Raw genomic sequence first — 19987 nt, 5'->3', positions numbered from 1 at the left:
AGGGAGTCATGTAGATGAAAAGAAAATTTAAATTACTAACTACACTCACAGTTTGTGCAGCGATCTCAGTTACAAGTATTGTGCCAGCTGCCTTGGCTGCTGCTCCTACGGGAACATTTAACTATTCGGATAAAGCTGTAAGTATTTTCAATCCAATTAAGGATAATGGGGCCGCAGGAGATCATATACATGGTTCTAGTATTGTAGAATTGCCAAGCGGAGAGTTGTTATGTGTATGGTTTCAAGGAAATGGCGAACGAGATGCGACGACGACACGCATTATGGGAGCGCGCTCTGCTGATGGCGGAAGAACATGGAAAACACCATTTGTCGTGACCGATGCACAAGATATTGCTGATATTAATCCTGTCGTCTACGTAGATTCCGGCGACCGACTTTGGTTCTTCTGGTATCCTGTATTGGCTGGTAAATGGGAATCTTCCCAACCTATGTATGCTTATGCCGAAAAAGGCAGCTACGAGTTTGACAAAGTTGGAAATGCCAAGCCGAACTGGACATTTTCCGATAATGTTGGGATTAAAATTGGTAAAAATATTGGCGGTGTAGTTAACCCAGATAGTCCGGATGATAATATTAGTATTTCTTTTGATGAAAGATCTGGTGTTTTACCGCAAAATAGACCATCTTGGGCTTCTGCCCCTATTGTAGGGCGTCCGGAGTTGGCGAAAAGTTTTGTGAAAACGGTAAAAGACAAGCTTGCTGAGCAAAAAACGTATTTATTTAAACCAGTTGCAGAAGGCGGAGCTGGTATGAGCCGTAAGGCGAATGAACCTGAATTTGATGGGCTATACGCACAGACGATGCAGCTTATCGGCGGCGACCCAACGAAATATTTGTACGCTCCGACTGTTGCTGACGTCATTTATCAAGATCGTTCAGGTTACCCGTATGCACGTCGTTTCGGCTGGCAGACCAAAGATAAGCCATATGAGGTAGCTCTGGGCAACGGTAAAGTCCGTTTGATTCTGCCTTTGTATTCAGACTCTGTAGAATTAAGCATCATGGCATTCACGGAATACGATCCTTCCAAACAACTTGCGGACAACTCGGTTCGTTGGGAAATGAGCGAGCCTATTGTCGGGGTAGCCAACATTCAGGCGACGATGGCTCAAAAGAGTGACGGTACACTTGTTGCTTATATGCGTGATAACGGTCCAAGACCTTATCGTGTGGTGGCCTCCGAATCGAAAGATAAGGGATTGACTTGGTCCACAGTTAAGGACGTACCTGAATTGCAGGATCCAGGTGTAGGGCATGACCTTTTGCAGCTTAAGAACGGAAATTGGGCATTTGTTCACGTCGATACAGAATCCAGTCGGAACACGTTGGCTGTCGCCCTTTCCGACGATGAAGGTAAAACGTGGAAATTTAGAAGACATCTTGCCCTGGATACAAGAAGCAGTATGGGAAGCTACCATTATCCTGCGATTACGCAAGCAGATAACGGGGATATCCTGATCAGTTACAGCCGGTTCTACTCTTCGCTTGATAGTGACGTCAATAATCCAAACTTCTCCAGTTTTAAAAATATTGCCTTCGCAAGAATTACGGAGGACTGGATTAAGCAAGGTGATGTTGTAAATATCATCAGAGAATACGAAAGCATTGATCGTGAAATTGCTGTTCCTGCGTCGATAAATAGTAATTCGTCGGATGCAGAACTCAAAGCACTGTTCCCATCCACAGTTAAAGCTTACCTGTCGTACAAGTCGGGGGCAAACAATGCGATTCTGCCTTCCGTAGAGTTGCCGATTAACTGGGATGTTGCGTCGATTAAAACGAATATCGGCACGAAGAATACGTTACTTGATAAAAAGATCAAGGGCACGATTGATGTTAACAATCTTCCGTCAGGCGTAACAGCGGATATGCTTCCAGCAACTGATCCTGCATTCCGTGTCTATCTCTATGCTGCAGTTGCCGCAACAGGAGTTAGTCTGAGCACAACAAGCTTGAGCCTAACAGAAGGACAATCTAGTACACTAACTGCTACAGTAGCTCCAAGTGAAGCAACCAATAAGAAAGTAACCTGGACTTCAAGCAACGAGAACATTGCGCAAGTAAATAACGGTGTAGTGACCGGCGTAAGTGCAGGACAAGCAACGATTACAGCAACAACACTGGACGGAAGCTTTGTGGCGTCAGCGACAGTGAACGTTAGCGCATCAGATAGCGGTAGTGGAAGTGGCACAGGATCTGGAACTGGGTCTGGGTCTGGAACTGGAACTGGAACTGGAACTGGATCAGGATCAGGATCAGGATCAGGATCAGGATCAGGTACAGGCACTGGTACAGAAACAAATCCTAAACCTGAAGATAAACCTACAACGCCAGTATTCACAGATGTTGCTAACGGTTACTCATGGGCCCAAGAAGCGATCAACGCACTCGCTGAAATTGGCGTCATTCAAGGAACTTCTGAGCATACGTTCTCACCTGAGAAAAATATCTCCAGAGCCGATATTATGACAATGGTCGTTCGTGCTCTAAAACTGGATGCGAAAGTTGATTCCAACTTCGATGACGTTGACCAAAATGCTTACTACGCGCAGTCACTAGGTGTAGCCAAAGCATTAGGCATCATTGAAGGTTCTGGTGATAACAAATTCAATCCGACTGAAGAGATCAGCAGACAAGATTTGATGGTGCTTGTTTATAGAGCATTGAAAGCACAAGGGAAATTGCCAGTAACAGGCACAGGGGAAGATTTGAAAAAATTCAATGATATTTCTGACATTTCCGATTATGCTCTGGAAGGTGTTGCGACGCTTGTGAAAGCGGGAATTATTGAAGGCAGCGGCGACGAGCTTAATCCAAGCGGAAAAGCAACGAGAGCGGAAGTTGCGATCATTGTGCACCGAATTTTGAACAAATTGAAGTAAGCAGTAAGCGCCCTCACCGCCTGTAAGACTTTTACTGGGCAGGTGGGGGTTTCCATTTATTTTCCATTAGGAGGTATTCACATGATTCTAGGAGATATTCGCTATTATGCAGAAGAAAGGCATTTATATCCTGCTTGCATTCAAAAAGGAATCGATTGGGTTATAAGCAGCAATCTGTGCGAAGCGGTAAACGGGAGGTACGAGCTGGATGGTGAATGGATGTTTGCCAACGTACAAGAGACGAATACGCAGGATCCATCCTCTTTCAAGCCGGAGTCCCATCAACTTTACGCTGATATTCAATTTCTAGTATCGGGCGAAGAAAAAATCGGTGTTTCTCGTTTGTCGCCGCAACATCAGATTGTAGAGGACAAATTGGATTCACATGATATCGCGTTTTACGATAATAGCGTCAAAGAAGAATCGGTGCTTCATTTGCAAGCTGGCATGTTTGCGGTTTTCTTCCCAACCGATGTTCATCGCCCATGCTGCCTTGCAGGAGAAAGCTCCGAGATCAAGAAAATCGTGGTCAAAATCCATAAGAAATATTGGCACGAAATAACGAGCAGCACCATTTGACCCCCTGTTTCATTTCTCCACTGACCAAGAAGCTAAGCGGTTAATCCCCGTTTAGCTTCTTTCCTTTTTGAAGCCGTGATGGGATGGATTTTTGCATCATAGAGGAGAAATGAATCATGCGCTAAAAAGCGGAGAAACGGTACTTTAAACGCCGATTTGGCTATTTTAGAGAGCAAAAACGGTGTGCTATGATTCGAATTGTAAAGCAAGCCAAACACATAGGAGGATTTGTTCAATGAAAGTTAAAAAGGGGATTATGGCAGTAAGCGGATCACTTCTCTTGGCATCAACCGTATTAAGCGCATGCGGAAATAGTGAATCGACATCTTCTACTAGTACGACGGATCCTAAATCAACGACAGCAGCTGCGGGCACAACGGCACCAGCGGCGCCGCTAACCCTAACGTGGATGAGATATGAGCATCCTTCCCAAGCAATCGTGGCCAACTCGAAAGCCGTACAAGAAATTCAGAAGCGTAAGAATGTGAAATTGGAACTCCAAAGCGTTCCGCAAAGTAACTATGATGATAAGAAGAAAACGTTGATTGCAACGAATACGCTGCCAGACGTCATGCTGGTTAAACAAGATGATATTCAAAACTTTGCAGATTCAGGCACATTCCTCGATTTGACACCTTATTTGGATAAAATGCCGAATTTGAAAAAAGTCATCGCTGCTCAGCCTGAGATCAACAAAAACAAAATTGACAATAAGCTTTACGGGTTCCCGCTTGTTGCGAACTGGCAGCAAATCGGCGGACAACTTCCTATGATGCGTATGGACGTATTGGAGAAAACAGGTTTGCCAAAGCCGAAAACATATGATGAATTGTATCAAGTATTTAAGAAAATGAAGGAGGCCAATCCGGATTCCTATCCATTCACAGCTCGTGCTGCAAACGGTCTGACAGGAACAGAGAACTTAATCAATCCGATTGCTTTTGGATTTGGAAGCGGATACACCACATTTAACGGAACGAAAGTTTACTACGAGCCAAAAGATAAAACGTACAAGTTCGGCCCATCCATGCCGGAATTTAAAGATGCTGTCACTTACTTACGTAAACTCTACAAAGAAAAACTACTTGATCCGGATTATGCGACTGCAACATCTCAAATCTGGCAAGAAAAGCTGAACTCTGGTAAAGCTTTCTACTTCCAAGACAATAACGGTTTCGGCACTACGTTTACACAAAATCTTCAAAAGAAAGATCCAAATGCGAAGTTTGACATGCTAGATACAATGTCATCCCCAAGCGGCACGAAGCGCAACCTGATTTATGCGCTTGGTCACTTGTCTGAATCCTATGTGATTAACGCAAAAGTAAAAAATCCTGAGCAAGTTGTTCAATTCATGGATTGGTTCTACGGTCAAGAAGGTATCGAGGTGACTAACTTCGGTATTAAAGGCGAAGACTTCACTGGCGATAATGGCGATTACAAGTTGACTGACGCGATTGTGAATAAGTACAAAGACAAACAACCAAGCCCTGTATACGCTTACCAATCCGAATATGGCGCTGGTTACCTTGGTCTTGGTATTAGCAATGACGATCATGTCTTGCTTCCTTGGAACCGTCCTGAAGTAACAGAGTGGAGTGCAAAATCGGCTAAAAATCTAGCTGCAGGTGAAAACGTTGCTTTCGTGAACGATCCTCCGTTTACAAAAGATGAGCGTGAGAAGTTGAAACAACTTCGTACACAACTTGACGCTTACTTAGCACAAAACATGGATAAGTTCATCACGACGGAAGGCGCCCTGAACGACTGGGATAACTTCGTGAAACAATTGAAAGCCAAAGGTGCAGACGATATCGTGAAAATCTTCAACGATGCCTTGGCACGTGTGAAGTAAGCAAAATATCAGTGAATGGGCAGGTTACCACGGATACCTGGGCAGCCTGCCCTCTTTATATGTAGAAAGGAGTGGAGAAATATGTTACCAGCTGTGGAAGTAAAAAAGAGAATTCGTAAAAGCATGCCTTTGTATCTGATCTTTTTATTACCATTTGTTTATTTTCTCATTTTTCACTATGCACCGATGGTCGGGAATTTAATGGCTTTTGAAGATTACTCAATCGTGAAAGGATTTTTTGGAAGCCCATGGGCGGGAACGAAGTATTTTCGTCAATTTTTGACGGATCCCTATTTCTGGAGCGTCGTTCGCAACACTTTACTTATTAACCTGTATTCACTCATTTTTAATTTTCCTTCTTCACTCATCTTTGCCTTGTTACTAAATGAGCTAGCGCAAAAGTATTTCAAACGCATTGTGCAAAGCGTGACGTATATTCCTCACTTTTTATCTACCGTTGTCGTTGTTGGTATGTTGGTTAACTTTTTATCCATCGACGGTTTATTTAATGAAATCATTCAATTTTTTGGCGGGGAACCGCAAACCTTTATGTCGATGCCGCAATGGTTCCGAACTATTTTTATCGGATCCGGCGTTTGGCAAGATCTCGGTTGGAACGCCATTATTTATTTGGCAGCGCTAACAGCCATTGATCCACAGCTATACGAAGCGGCGACTGTAGACGGTGCTAATCGTTGGCGCAAACTGCTTCACATCACATTGCCGGGTATTTCGACGGTCGTGACCATTATGCTTCTTTTAACATTAGGCAAAATGCTTTCCGTAGGTTTTGAGAAAGTTCTACTCATGTACAGCGGACCTACCTATGAAACCGCAGATGTGATTCAAACTTATGTGTATCGTCGAGGCTTGATTGACAGCGACTTTAGCTTCGCTTCGGCTGTTGGTATTTTCCAATCCGTAATTTCATTTATTTTGGTCGTTTCCGCCAATGAAATTGCAAAAAGAATTAATGGATCAAGATTATTTTAGTGGGAGGGCATCAAGATGCGAAGCAAGAAAATCAGTCTTTTTGATTCGATTAATATTATTTTCATGTTGCTATTGATCTTTGTTACCCTATATCCACTTTATTATATGGGCATCATTTCAATTAGCTCAGGGTCGGCAGCGAGCAGCGGTGAAGTATTTTGGCGTCCGGTCGAAATCGATTTTAAAGCCTATCAGGTTATTTTAAATGACGCATCCATTGTGCGTTCGTATTTCAATACTATTTTCTATACGGGTGCTGGTGTAATCGTTAATTTGCTGATGACAGCGCTTTGTGCGTATCCGCTTTCACGTAAACATATGTATGGGCGCTCTTTTCTTGCGCTGTTTGTCGTGTTTACCATGTTCTTCGATGGCGGGTTGATCCCGCGTTATATGGTCGTACATTCTCTAGGCATGGTGAATACGGTTTGGGCCATTTTAATTCCGACCGCAATCAATGTCTTCAATATGATTCTGATGCGAACTTTTTTCGAAGATATTCCGGAAGCGCTGCATGAGTCAGCAGTTATTGACGGATACGGCGAGTTTAGAATTTTTTATAAAATCGTACTTCCACTCTCGCTGCCTGTGATGGCTACCATGTTCCTGTTTTACGCAGTCGCACATTGGAATAGCTTCTTCCCAGCGTTGATCTATTTAAACGAGAAACAGCTGTACCCGATGCAAATCATTCTACGCAATATCGTGATTGCCGGCGACATGGCTTCACAATCAGCTGCGCTTGGCTCGGCAGAGGCGGGCTTGTCCGTTATGACAGAAAACATCAAGTATGCCTGCGTATTCGTTGCGATCTTGCCTGTCCTTATTATTTATCCGTTTGTGCAAAAGTATTTTGTGCAGGGCGCCATGCTTGGCTCTGTAAAAGGTTAATCGTTAAACATCATGATGAACGAAGGGGATAACATGACAGTCGAAACGAAGCTGCACTTAATAGGAAATGCCCATCTGGATCCAGTATGGCTTTGGCGTTGGCAGGAGGGATATGCGGAGATCAAAGCGACATTCCGTTCTGCTTTGGATCGATTGAACGAGTTCCCTGATTTTGTCTTTACATGTGCTTGTGTCGCTTACTACAAGTGGATCGAAGAAAATGCGCCTGAAATGTTTGCCGAAATCAAAGAGCGCGTTGCGGAGGGTCGCTGGGTCATTACAGGCGGCTGGTGGATTCAGCCAGACTGCAACTTACCGTCGGGCGAGTCATTTGCAAGGCATAGTTTATATGGACAACGGTACTTTTTGCAAAAGTTTGGAGTTATGGCGAATGTCGGCTATAACGTCGACTCGTTCGGTCACCACGGCATGATGCCGCAAATCTTAAAGCAAAGCGGGATGGACTCGTATGTATTCATGCGCCCCGAAGCGCATGAAAAGGCGTTGCCACACGACTTGTTCTGGTGGGAGTCCGAAGACGGCAGCCGCGTGATGACTTTCAGACTTTCTAATAGCTATGGCAATTGGGCAAAGAACGGCATGGAGGATAAAATCGTAAATCACAGGGAAACAGCCATATCCAGCGGACATGCCATCATGTCTTTCTATGGTGTCGGCAATCACGGTGGCGGACCTACGATTGAGAACATTCATCTCATCCATGAAATTCAGCAGCGTCCTGATATGGACGGCATTCGGTTGAGCTCGCCTAACCATTACTTCAATGAAATGATGCAGATCGGGCCGGATATTCCTGTCGTTAAGGATGAAATGCAGATGCATGCCGTTGGATGTTATTCCACGCATTCGGAATCCAAGGCGGCTAACCGCCGCGTTGAACACCGGATGCTGACAGCCGAGAAGTTTGCTACGCTGGCGAATATCATCCTCGGGTTCCATTATCCATTTGAAGCGCTCAATCGGGCTTGGGAAAATGTCATGTTCAATCACTTTCATGATATTATGGGCGGCTGCAGTATTAAGGAAGCTTATAGCGATGTGCAAGAATTTTATGGCGAATCGTTAAGTATCGGAGCCAAATTGATCAACGCTGCGCTGCAAAAGATGTCCTGGTCGATTCATACCATGAAACCAGGCGTTACATCATTGAACAAAGAAAAGGACTGGCAACTGTGGGAGCAAGGCAATCTCGGCACGCCGTTAGTCGTCTTTAACCCGTTATCATGGGAAGTCGAGGCCCCAATTGCCATCAATAAGAAACTTGCAGGCGTAACTGACGCAGCGGGCAACCCGCTGCCGCTGCAGACGGTTAGGGCGCCGCAAACGAATATTGCTGATAAATGGGATACGTTAATATCTGGCCGAATCCCGGCATTTGGCTATCAAGTATTCTGGGCCTACCGTGATCAAGCGTTCGAAACGAAAGAGCCAGAAGGCGCCGCACATGCTTCGGGCTGCATGCTGGAGAACAATCAGCTATACGTCGAGCTTCATGCGGATACCGGATACATCAAGCGAATCATCGACAAGCGTAATGGATTCCGAGAAGTATTAGACGGCGACGGAGCGGTACCGATCGTATTGGATGAGACTCACAGCGATACCTGGGGGCATGGTCTGGCGCAGTATCGGGAGGAGATTGGCCGATTTCATAAAGCGGAATTGAAAGTGATTGAAGAGGGACCGCTGCGGGCGACGATTAGGGTCATTAGTTATTACGGAAACTCTGTTCTTCGTCAGGATATCAGCTTACTGCATGATCGTTCGGATGTGCATGTGAAGGTGAAGCTGGATTGGCGAGAACAGCACAAAATGCTGAAGCTTGCCTTTCCTGTCAATGTCACACAGCCTCGCGCGATATTTGAAATTCCTTACGGTTTCATTGAGCGTCAGACGAATGGACACGAAGTGCCCGGCCAAATGTGGGTAAATATATCGGGGCAAGAGGCTGGTACTACTGAAAACAATGAACCGTCAACGTTCGGTCTTTCTCTGATCAACGATACCAAATACGCTTATGATGTGCTGGGCAATGAACTCAGAGTGACTGTCGTACGCAGTCCGATTTATGCCGATCATTTTGGTGAACGCGATGATCAAGTGGAGTTTATGGATCAGGGCGTACAAGAGTTAAACTATGTTCTCTCTCCACATGCGGGCTCTTGGCAGGATAGTGGGGTCGTACGCAAAGCTTACGAACTACATGCACCGCTTATGCAAATTTGGGAAACGTACCACGAAGGTGCGCTGCCGCAAGTATCTGAGGGCATCACGATCTCTTCGGACAATGTGATTGCTGTCGCATTTAAACCTGCCGAAGAGGGGATCGGTTGGGTTCTACGGTGTCAGGAGACCTATGGAAGAGAAGCGGTGACGCAACTTTCCATTCCAACGTTGAATCGCAGCTGGCAAACCACGTTTGGCAAATGTGAAGTTAAGACGTTTTTTATCCCGAATGGGGAGCATGAACCCATCCAAGAAGTAAATTTTGTGGAATTGACCAAAAACAAATGAGAGTGAGAGAGATCCTATGAAAATTAATAATCCTAACGGCGTTTGGCCAACGATGATTACTTTATATAATGAATCCGGAGAAATCGACTATGAGGCAATGGGGCGTTTGGTCGAATGGTTTATTCAAAACAAGGTAGACGGATTATTTGCGGTTTGTCAATCCAGTGAAATGTTCTTCCTAAGTTTAGAAGAGCGCGTGAAACTTGCCACTTTTGTGGTGGAGAAAGCTGCAGGAAGAGTTCCCGTGATTGCTTCAGGCCACACGGCAGACGCGATTGAAGACCAAGCGAAAGAGTTGACGGCGATGTCAGAAACAGGAGCAGAAGCAGTTATCCTGATTTCGAACCGTATGGCAGCTCAGGATGAGTCCGATGACGTGTGGATTGCTAATGCCGAAAAGTTGCTAGCTCAGCTGCCAGCACATGTTGCGCTTGGCATCTATGAGTGCCCATACCCGTACAAACGTCTATTAACACCGGCTACTTTGAAATGGTGTGCAGATTCCGGCAGATTTTTCTTCTTAAAGGATACCTGCTGCGATACAGTGACAATCAAGGAACGACTTGAAGTCATTAAGGGATCTCCACTCAAGCTTTTCAACGCGAATTCAGCTACTCTTCTAGAGACGTTGAAGCTTGGTATTGACGGTTACAGCGGGGTTATGGCTAATTTCCATCCAGACCTGTACGTGTGGCTCATGAAGAATTGGGAAAAGCAGCCGGAAGAAGCGGAGCGTTTGATGAATGTGCTGAGTGTGGCTTCATTTATTGAACGTCAACTGTATCCGATAAATGCTAAATACTATCAGATGAAGGAAGGCATTAGTTCGAATTACACCTCGCGAGCAAGAAATCACGACGAGTTTACAGCCACGAATAAAGTGGAAGTTGATCAACTTTACCGTCTTTCAAAGGAATTATCTCAACAATTTTCAGTTGCTGCTGAATAAGAACGAATAGAGGAATGAGGTAAATCCATGCTCCCTAAAAACTTCCATTTAGCTGATAAGAAATTGGAAAAACGAATTTTTGAATTGGAACAGTATCGATATATCGATCCAAGATTGATCTCCAGCTATCAATTTTGGGTGGACGAAGAAGCGAACGTAGCGGCTATGCCGCCTACGAATGCGGAGTGGCGCACCATCCTTCTTGGCGAACGTTGGAGTGGATGGGATTTGACCGCGTGGTTAAAAACAGAGGTAACGATTCCAGCGGAGTGGAAAGGGAAGAAGGCGCTAGGGCTATTCGATTTCGGCAAAACGGGGGCTGGGCACAACTCAGGGTTCGAATCGCTCATTTATCTGAATGGAGAGCCGTATCAAGGAGTTGGAGGCAACCATCCTGAAGTGTTTTTTCCGGAGAAGCTGATAGGACAAAAGGTTGAGCTGCTCTTTAAAGTGTGGACTGGTTTAAACGGCATGACCGGTGATAAGAGTGAGCTGGAGCATCGTATCCAGATGTCTAAGCTTGCTCTTCTTGAGGAAGATACAGATGACTTGTATTACACGGCGAGCACGGTTTTGCAAACAATTCAATTGCTTAATGAGAACAGCTGGGAACAAAAAAGCCTATTAAGTGCGCTAGACAGAGCCTTTCATCTAATTGATTGGCGTGTTCCCGGAGATGGCAAATTTTATATCAGTGTGAAAGAAGCGAATGCTAAACTAAAGGAAGAGCTGGCTCTGATTCCTAAACATAGCGAAGTCACAGTGAACTGTATTGGACATACCCATATCGACGTTGCTTGGCTCTGGCGTCTAAAGCATACTAGAGAGAAGTCAGCACGATCCTTCTCCACGGTCCTGCGCTTTATGGAACAGTTTCCAGAATATACGTTCTTGCAGACACAGCCGCAGCTTTACAATTATCTGGAGTCGGACTATCCCGAGCTTTACAGCCAAATTTCCGATCGGATTAAAGAAGGCCGCTGGGAAGCAGGCGGGGCGATGTGGTTGGAATCGGATTGCAACGTTCCGTCAGGCGAGTCGCTAGTTCGTCAACTTTTGTATGGAATGCGCTATTTCGAACAGCAGTTTGGGGCCAAATGCGAATATTTATGGCTTCCCGACGTGTTCGGCTACAGTTGGGCCCTTCCGCAAATTTTGCGTAAGGCTGGCCTACGTTATTTCATGACGACGAAGATTAGTTGGAATGTGTACAATCGATTCCCGCATGATACATTCTACTGGCAAGGGATTGATGGCAGCAAAATTTTGACGCATTATATCACGACGACAGCGCCCGATGCTGAGCCTGGCACCACATTTTATACCTATAATGGGCTAGTTACGCCGGAAACGGTAACCAGTGTCTGGGAAAACTACCAGGATAAAGAGCTGAACAATAATATGCTGCTCGCCTTTGGTTATGGAGACGGCGGAGGCGGGCCTACACGGTCGATGCTGGAGGTAAGACGAAGATTAGAACATATGCCGGGCTTGCCTAAGGTAACAATTGGCCGTGCAGACGAGTATTTCAAGCAACTAGAAGAAACTGTTGACAGTACGGATCGCTATGTGCACAAGTGGGACGGGGAGCTGTACTTGGAGCTTCATCGCGGCACTTATACGTCTCAAGCATACAACAAAAAGATGAACCGACGAATGGAAAATTTGTTGCATGACGCGGAGATGATTTCCACTTTCTTAGGTTCTCTGGCGGGCTTCTCTCATTATCCAAGTACACAAATCTATGATAGTTGGAAGATCGTGCTGCGCAACCAGTTTCATGATATTTTGCCAGGCTCATCGATTGCAGAAGTGTATGAGGACTGCCGTGTCGAGTATGCGGAGGCCGAAGCGCTGGCCTTGGAGGCGAAAACGGGAAGCTTGCAAGCACTTGCTGGACGTATCTGCGGTGGGACTTCTCCAAGCTGGGTCGTCATGAATACGTTGCCGTGGGAGCGTAAAGATCATATGGCTCTGACATGGGAGACGCAGTTCGAAGGAAAAGTTTGGTATGACTCGGAAGGTCGCGAACTTCGGACGCAGATGACTGTCGATCCCAACCTTGGGAACGTTTTGCTGATTGAGGTCGACCGTATTCCTGCGTTCGGGTATACAACGATTCACTATAAGAACAACACGGAAGATGTATGTGTGGTTGAGAATTTGATTCGTGCTACGAGCTGTTCAGCTTCAACACCTTTCTATGAAATCGAGTGGAACCCACAGGGACAACTGACTCGGTTGTTCGATAAACGGGTGTTTAGAGACGTGCTCCTGCCAGGCGAGCTCGGTAATCGATTCGACGTTCATGAGGATAAACCGCTTGCCAACGATGCTTGGGATATTGACATTTTCTATTACGAAAAAGTGCGAAACATTACGGATTTGACTTCGGTCGAAATCATAGAGCAGGGCAATCTCCGCACCGTCATCCGGTTTGCATGGAGGTATGAGCAGTCCCAACTGGTACAAGACATGGTACTTTATCCGGACAATCCTCGCATTGATTTCAAAACATGGGTTAATTGGCAGGAGCGGCAGCAATTGTTGAAAGTAGCATTTCCTGTTGATGTACGGGCTACAAAAGCGACGTATGAGATCCAATTCGGAAACGTGGAACGTCCGACACACTGGAATACTAGCTGGGATTTGGCTAGTTTTGAAACGTGTGCGCATCGATGGATTGACTTATCAGAAAGAGGGTTTGGGTTAAGCCTCTTGAATGATTGCAAATACGGTCATGATGTGCGGGACAACGTGATGCGCTTGACATTACTTAAATCAGCGATCAATCCCGACCCGACGGCTGATCTTGGCGAACATACATTTACGTATTCCCTCCTGCCGCATGACGGTGACTGGTATACAGCTGGAACTTCACTCGAAGCACACAAGTTGAACATCCCAACTTCTGTCGTGAAACTGTCTGAGTGCAACGCAGATTCGGAACATGCAATGCCGGCTTCAATGAGCTTCTTTGAATGTGATGGTGAAAACGTAATCGTGGATACAATCAAAAAGGCGGAGGACTCCGACGCATGGATTGTTCGGTGTTACGAATTTGGAAACAAGCGTGGAAGCGTAAACTTCAGATCAGGTTTCAACATTGCTAAGGTGGAGGAAGTTAACCTCATGGAGCGTGAAGAGCAAGCTGTTTCACATAGTGACATAGCATTTACCGCATGTTTCAACCCATATGAATTGAAAACGTTTCGTATTTTCTTGGCCTAATTCAACCATAATTAGTAAAATTCATCCCATACAAACGCAGAGACTATGCACGTTGGTCTCTGCGTTTTCTACTATGTCCCAGAAATTGCATAACCTTCTAAACAGGACTTATTTAGTCTTTGGTGAAAATATGATATATAGTTAATTTGAAAACGCTAACTTGGCGCAGCCTTGGCCATTTCCATCTCTTACAGGCGGCACAGTTTTTATATACGAAATCATTGGGGGAATTTGTTTTGAATTGGATGCATCTGAAGCAATCCTGGACTAAAAATAGACTTTTCTTTAAGATTCTGCTTTATTTCGTCTCTTTACTAATCCCAATTGTCATTATTGGTATCATCACCTATTTTAACGCAGATCAGATCATAAAGAAGGATACTTCTGAGAAGCTGACAGATAACTTGAGTGCTTCTTCCAAAACCATTGATATTTATTTAAGCATGGCTCAGTCCACCAACAATAGTTTGCTGCTCAGCGAGACGATCCAGCAATCATTGCGGCCGTATCCCTTACTATCGGATGAAGAGAAAGTCAAATTGCCGTCCATTTTGAGAGCGATTGCAGGGAACCGAAATCCGATCAGCCATTTTGTCGATAATATTTTTATATTTGTAGATGATCAACGTATTTATCTCAGTGATGGTATCGCTGATTTTGATGTATTTTTTGACAAGTTTTATAAATTCGAGGACTTCAATAAAGATTTTTGGCGAGAACGCTTACATCAAAGCAGCTTATTCGAATTACTGAAACCTACCCGAGTGGTCAATGCGGATATGAATACGTATCGTGAAGTAATTCCAAGTGTAACAACGCAATATTTGAGTGGACATTTAGCGACGATGGTAACCACCATCTCGATTCCTACGATCCAGTCCACCTTGCACAACAACTCTATTTTCGCGGCTACCCAGTATATGGTGCTAGATAAAAATAATAACGTGATTTTGCATAGCAGCGGGTTAGATGAGAGGGCAGAAAATGATATTATCGCTTTGGCTTCACCAGAAAAGCAAAGCAATCATGCGTTTAAGAACGGTGATGAGCAAAGCTGGCTCGTTCAGACCACTTCCGATTACGGTTGGAAGTATATCTCCATTACCCCTGTACATGCCTTTAACCAGGAGTCTTCCAGCATTTTAACTTTGATCATCTGGATTTGTATCAGCTTACTTGTCGTTGGCGTGGCTTTCTCTTTCATTTTTAGTTTCCGCTTATATAATCCAATTAAAAATATTCGAGATATTTTGCAAAAAAACGATAACGCGGATGAATGGCAACAGGAAACGCGCCGCAGCGGCGAGCTTCAAATGATTGGAAACAGCGTCAATCAACTGATCCAACGGCATATGGATGACAATATTAAAATTAGTACATTCTCGGAAGAAATTCTCGAACAGTTTTTCACCAATTTGTTAAAAGGATATCGAGGACCGCATCCGTATTCCGTGAACACGATCTTAAAAGAAATTGATTTCCAAGACGGCAGTTATTTATGCTGCTGCTTTATCATTGATTTTAAGGATCGATTTTACCATGAGATTGTGGAAGCGGATCGGTTATTAATTTTGGAAAAGATGAAGCGTTTGCTTCTGGGCATTATGAAAAAATACGTGAACTGTTATTTAACCGAATACGAGCCTAACTTATATGTGTGTATGGTCAATTTAAAGAGTGAGGAAGATCGTGAGCAACTTGAACAAGGTCTTGAGATGATTAAAACTACTTTCGCGTATGACATGATTTATTGCGAGCTCATTATTGGTCTAGGTAAAACGTATGAAAAAATTGAAGAGTTTTCCAAGTCTTATAGCGATGCGATTACGGCAATCGATAAGCGGACAGATGCTTCCAAGATGGACATTCTGGATGCGAACCATTTTGAAATCGAACAAAATTATTATTACTCGTTCCTAGATGAAAATAAAATCGTCAACAGCTTAAAATCAGGCGACATCGAGGGTGTTAAGGCTGAGTTGGAAGGCATCATTGCTTTGAACAAATCAAGGGGGGTGTCTTTTCACTATCTCGGGGCTTTGCTTGTGGAATTCTTTAAAACAGGGAATCGCTATATAACGGATAAGAAACAGAGTGTCTACGATTTTCTTGATGACCATGAACATGCAAGCTTGAGCCAGCCGGAATTATTGCCAAGTGAGCTGGATCGCAGATTGAAACAGATCATTGATTTTTACGATAAAATCATTGCCAAGACATTTTCTAAGCCTGAAAGTAAATCGGGTACATTAGTTTCATTTATTACTGATTATATTGAGAAACATTATGAGCAAGATTTATATCTTGAAGTGATCGCGGGTGAAATCGGACTATCCGCGAAGTATGTCTCACGCATGTTTAAAGAGTCGACAGGAACGAATATTTCGGACTATATCAGTTTGGTTCGGATTGCTAAAGCGCGAGAATTGCTAGTGAACACAGATATGAAAATCAGTGATATCGCGGATAAAATCGGCATATTCAGCCGAACAACCTTCCTTCGCTTGTTCAAAAAATATGAAGGCATTTCGCCCAATGAATATCGCAGTGCTCACGGAGTTAAAGAAAAGTAGGTGTTATGTGGTTTCTTGAACCATAAGGGAATAATGAATCATCGTGTTGGATGTGGAAATACGGTTCATTCCCTGCTGTTTTGGTTCTTTCCTTGCACGTAGATAAGCACGTAAACTAGCACTACCAGTGCAAATTTAAGATTTTGAGGGGGGACAACGTGGCTATTCACATAAGAAAAATGCTTTCCGCTTGCTGCTCACTGGTATTAGTCGGAAGTCTAATGGCAGGTTGCAACAACACGGACGATCTATCCTTGTCTAAGCGTACGACAGATTCAGCTAACCAGAGAACGCTCTCATGGATGAGATATGAGCATTCTTCTCAAGCGTTACATGTTAATTCAGTCATTTTAGAAGAAATCGCAAAACGAAAAAATGTCAAGCTAGACTTACAAAGTGTGCCGCAAAGCAATTATGAGGACAAGAAGAAGACGCTTATTGCGACGAAGGCTTTGCCCGATGTAATTATGGTCAATCAGAATGATTTATTGAATTACGCGGATTCAGGTGTTTTCCTCGATCTCACGCCTTACTTGGATCGGATGCCTAATTTTCGTAAGCTGATCAGCCAGAAACCTGAGATCAATAAGACGAAAGTCGATGATAAGCTGTACGGCTTTCCGCTGTTAACCAAATGGAGTTTACAGTCCGGTCAGCTTCCAATGATTCGTACGGATTTATTGGCGAAGCACAATATAAAGACGCCGACAACGTATGAGGAACTCTATCAAGTGCTCAAAAAACTGAAACAGGCTTATCCTGATTCTTATCCTTTTACTAGCCGCGCAGCGAATGGAAAAACAGGTACGGAGAATCTGATTAATCCGATTGCTTTCGGTTTTGGCAGCGGATATACCAATATCGCGGGGACTAAAATTTATTTCGAACCGACTTCCAAGAAGTATAAGTTTGGGCCATATTCACCCGAGTTCAAGGAAGCCATTACTTTTCTGCATAAGCTGTACAAGGAAAAACTGCTAGATCCGGATTATTCCGTTGCAACCTCGCAAGCGTGGCAGGAGAAATTAAGCACCGGCAAATCGTTCTTCTACCAAGACAACAACGGCTTTGGTGGTAATTTCAACAAGGCACTCCAGTCTCAAAACGCTAGTGCCAAGTTCGAATTATTGCCAGCTATGGCAAGTTATACTGGGGGCAGACGTAATTACGTTTACCAACTTGATCATCTGGGTGAAATGTATGCGGTCAATGCCAAGGTGAAAAATCCGGAAGAAGTGATCCAGCTGATCGACTGGATGTATGGCGACGAGGGGACGAACCTGACGAGCTTTGGTGTAGAAAATGTTGATTACACGCTTGTTGGCGGGGAATATAAGATTTCTGAACAAACGCAAGCCAAGTTCAAGGATAAACAGGATCCATTCCGAGCGATGCAATCTGCGCTTGGAACGGGTTACCTTGGTTTAGCCTTGCATTCGGATGATCATCCGCTTGTTCCTTCTTCCTCTCCTGATCTCATCAAGTGGTCTGAGAAAGCGATCAAGGATCTGGCTGATGGGATTAATTTCAGAGAAGTGAATGATCCCCCTTTTAATAAAGAAGAACGAGAGAAGCTGAAGCAGCTCCGCACACAGTTGGATACGTTTGTCACGATGAATATGGACAAGTTCATTATCCATGACGAAGCCTTGAATGATTGGGATAGTTTCATCAAGCAATGCCAAGAAAAAGGCGCATCTGAAATTGAAAAAATTTACAACGATGCATTGGCTAGAGTGAGTAAATAACTAGGATGGTGTGTAGGCGATGACGAAAAAGTACGCGATTGGTATCGATTACGGAACGGAATCCGGACGAGTACTTCTTGTGGATATTGAAAATGGGGAAGAAATAGCGGCGCATGTAACGCGCTACCCGCACGGTGTGATCGACGAGCGTCTGCCGAATTCCGATATCGCGTTGGAATCCGATTGGGCACTTCAGCAGCCTGATGACTATTTGGCCGTATTAAGACATTCCGTGCCGGCTGTGCTGCAGAGCTCAGGTATTAATCCGAAGCAAGTGATCGGAATCGGGATTGATTTTACAGCGTGTACAGTACTTCCTGTTGATGAAAAGGGAGAGCCATTATGCTTCCAAGAGGAGTTCCAGAATGAGCCTCACGCTTATGTCAAGCTGTGGAAGCATCACGCGGCGCAGGAAGAAGCCAATCGGATTAATGAAACAGCGGAGCGCTTGGAAGCTTCCTTCTTACGCCGTTATGGCGGAAAAACCTCATCCGAATGGATGGTAGCCAAGGCGTGGCAAATTCTGAATGAAGCGCCAGTGATTTATGATAAAGCGGATCGCATCATGGAAGCGGCAGATTGGGTTGTTCTACAGCTAACCTCGAGTGCGATTCGAAGCAGTTGCTGCGCGGGTTATAAAGCTTTGTGGCATAAGACGGATGGCTATCCGTCCAAGGACTTTTTTCAAGCATTGGATCCTAGGCTTGAACATTTCGTCGAAACCAAGTTGCAGGGTGAGATCTGTACGCTTGGCTCTAAAGCAGGCGAGCTGACTGCGGAAGGGGCAGCCATGCTGGGACTTGAACCTGGCACTGCGGTAGCTGTCGGGATCATTGACGCACATGCTGGAGTAGCGGGTTCAGGGGCAGTGTATGCTGGCCAAATGGTGATGGCGATGGGAACCTCTTTATGTCACATGCTGTTGAGTGATAAAGAAATCCATGCTGAAGGCATTTGCGGAGTCGTAGAGGACGGGATTATTCCTGGATTGTTTGGCTATGAAGCGGGACAACCAGCAGTCGGTGATTTATTCGGTTGGTTTGTTGAGCAGGGCGTACCCGACTATGTGAAGGTAGAAGCTGCGAAAGAAGGCATTAGTGTACATACGTATTTGGAGAAACTGGCAAGGGAGTTGAAACCCGGACAGACAGGTTTGCTTGCCTTGGATTGGTGGAATGGGAACCGTTCGGTACTCGTCGATACGGATTTGAGTGGACTGCTGGTTGGAATGACCTTGCAGACAAAGCCGCAAGACATCTACCGTTGCCTGTTGGAAGCGGCAGCTTTTGGTACACGAAAAATTATTGAGACATTTGAGCAAGCTGGAGTAAAGGTGAACGAACTGATTGCATGCGGTGGTCTGCCTGAGCGCAATCGACTGCTTATGCAAATCTTTGCAGATGTGACTGGCCGTGAGATTAAGGTGGCTGATTCAACGCAAACGACAGCACTTGGTGCAGCTATTTTTGGTGCAGTTGCTGCTGGTACGGAACGAGGCGGCTATGAGAGTATTGTGGAAGCGGCTTCTCGTATGACGCGTGTTCGTCAAGAAAGCTATAAGCCGAATCTTGAACATAGCTATGTATATGATGAATTATACATGGAATATAATCGTCTACATGAACTGTTCGGGCGAGGTGGCTTTGATGTGATGAAGGCATTGAAGCGGATTCAACTAAAGTAAGAAGAACTCGCATCGCCATCGTTGTAGCTGCTCTCAAAAATAACCT

The 19987-nt window shown here is 44.7% G+C and carries 11 protein-coding genes; all 11 read left to right on the top strand.

Translation table 11 applies throughout. The features are described 5' to 3' along the window. Window positions 1-14: 14 nt before the first annotated feature. The 11 genes from AC58QT_RS14090 to AC58QT_RS14040 all read left to right on the top strand — a co-directional run bounded on the left by AC58QT_RS14090 (window position 15) and on the right by AC58QT_RS14040 (window position 19941). Complete coding sequence (locus AC58QT_RS14090) at window positions 15-2903, top strand: exo-alpha-sialidase (protein ID WP_497409522.1); 2889 nt, start codon at window positions 15-17, stop codon at window positions 2901-2903. 81 nt (window positions 2904-2984) lie between these two features. Further along, window positions 2985-3482, top strand: coding sequence for a NanQ anomerase/TabA/YiaL family protein (locus AC58QT_RS14085; RefSeq protein WP_497409521.1), 498 nt, complete (start codon window positions 2985-2987; stop codon window positions 3480-3482). Between the two features lie 235 nt (window positions 3483-3717). Further along, window positions 3718-5337, top strand: a complete 1620-nt coding sequence (locus tag AC58QT_RS14080) for an extracellular solute-binding protein (RefSeq protein ID WP_497409520.1) — start codon at window positions 3718-3720, stop codon at window positions 5335-5337. Between the two features lie 81 nt (window positions 5338-5418). Continuing rightward, the gene (locus AC58QT_RS14075; RefSeq protein ID WP_497409519.1) at window positions 5419-6330 is read left to right on the top strand and encodes an ABC transporter permease; all 912 of its coding nucleotides are present in this window, start codon (window positions 5419-5421) and stop codon (window positions 6328-6330) included. Between the two features lie 15 nt (window positions 6331-6345). Then, window positions 6346-7221: a carbohydrate ABC transporter permease gene (locus tag AC58QT_RS14070; protein ID WP_310499785.1), complete on the top strand. Its 876-nt coding sequence runs from the start codon at window positions 6346-6348 to the stop codon at window positions 7219-7221. 33 nt (window positions 7222-7254) lie between these two features. Beyond that, window positions 7255-9756, top strand: a complete 2502-nt coding sequence (locus AC58QT_RS14065) for an alpha-mannosidase (protein ID WP_497409518.1) — start codon at window positions 7255-7257, stop codon at window positions 9754-9756. A 16-nt stretch (window positions 9757-9772) separates the two neighbouring features. Further along, on the top strand, window positions 9773-10705 hold the full coding sequence (locus AC58QT_RS14060) for a dihydrodipicolinate synthase family protein (RefSeq protein ID WP_497409517.1): 933 nt from the start codon (window positions 9773-9775) through the stop codon (window positions 10703-10705). Between the two features lie 27 nt (window positions 10706-10732). Continuing rightward, on the top strand, window positions 10733-13936 hold the full coding sequence (locus AC58QT_RS14055) for an alpha-mannosidase (RefSeq protein ID WP_497409516.1): 3204 nt from the start codon (window positions 10733-10735) through the stop codon (window positions 13934-13936). Window positions 13937-14181: 245 nt separating this feature from the next. After that, entirely contained in the window at window positions 14182-16509 is a 2328-nt protein-coding gene (locus AC58QT_RS14050; RefSeq protein ID WP_497409724.1) for an AraC family transcriptional regulator, read from the top strand. Between the two features lie 158 nt (window positions 16510-16667). Continuing rightward, the gene (locus AC58QT_RS14045; RefSeq protein ID WP_497409515.1) at window positions 16668-18257 is read left to right on the top strand and encodes an extracellular solute-binding protein; all 1590 of its coding nucleotides are present in this window, start codon (window positions 16668-16670) and stop codon (window positions 18255-18257) included. Between the two features lie 19 nt (window positions 18258-18276). Next, window positions 18277-19941 carry a ribulokinase gene (locus AC58QT_RS14040; RefSeq protein WP_497409514.1) on the top strand — a complete coding sequence of 555 codons (1665 nt, stop codon included), beginning with the start codon at window positions 18277-18279 and terminating at the stop codon, window positions 19939-19941. Window positions 19942-19987: the final 46 nt, after the last annotated feature.

This window comes from Paenibacillus sp. J31R109, from assembly GCF_059692055.1.
The sequence above is the reverse complement of the archived record's forward strand: the minus strand, read 5'-3'. Positions and strand labels throughout refer to the sequence as shown.

Excerpts from the sequence above, each read along its gene's own strand:
- AC58QT_RS14065 (WP_497409518.1), top strand. The coding sequence starts at position 7,255 with ATGACAGTCGAAACGAAGCTGCACTTAATAGGAAATGCCCATCTGGAT.
- AC58QT_RS14090 (WP_497409522.1), top strand. The coding sequence starts at position 15 with ATGAAAAGAAAATTTAAATTACTAACTACACTCACAGTTTGTGCAGCG.
- AC58QT_RS14055 (WP_497409516.1), top strand. The coding sequence starts at position 10,733 with ATGCTCCCTAAAAACTTCCATTTAGCTGATAAGAAATTGGAAAAACGA.
- AC58QT_RS14085 (WP_497409521.1), top strand. The coding sequence starts at position 2,985 with ATGATTCTAGGAGATATTCGCTATTATGCAGAAGAAAGGCATTTATAT.
- AC58QT_RS14050 (WP_497409724.1), top strand. The coding sequence starts at position 14,182 with ATGCATCTGAAGCAATCCTGGACTAAAAATAGACTTTTCTTTAAGATT.
- AC58QT_RS14060 (WP_497409517.1), top strand. The coding sequence starts at position 9,773 with ATGAAAATTAATAATCCTAACGGCGTTTGGCCAACGATGATTACTTTA.
- AC58QT_RS14080 (WP_497409520.1), top strand. The coding sequence starts at position 3,718 with ATGAAAGTTAAAAAGGGGATTATGGCAGTAAGCGGATCACTTCTCTTG.
- AC58QT_RS14040 (WP_497409514.1), top strand. The coding sequence starts at position 18,277 with ATGACGAAAAAGTACGCGATTGGTATCGATTACGGAACGGAATCCGGA.
- AC58QT_RS14075 (WP_497409519.1), top strand. The coding sequence starts at position 5,419 with ATGTTACCAGCTGTGGAAGTAAAAAAGAGAATTCGTAAAAGCATGCCT.
- AC58QT_RS14070 (WP_310499785.1), top strand. The coding sequence starts at position 6,346 with ATGCGAAGCAAGAAAATCAGTCTTTTTGATTCGATTAATATTATTTTC.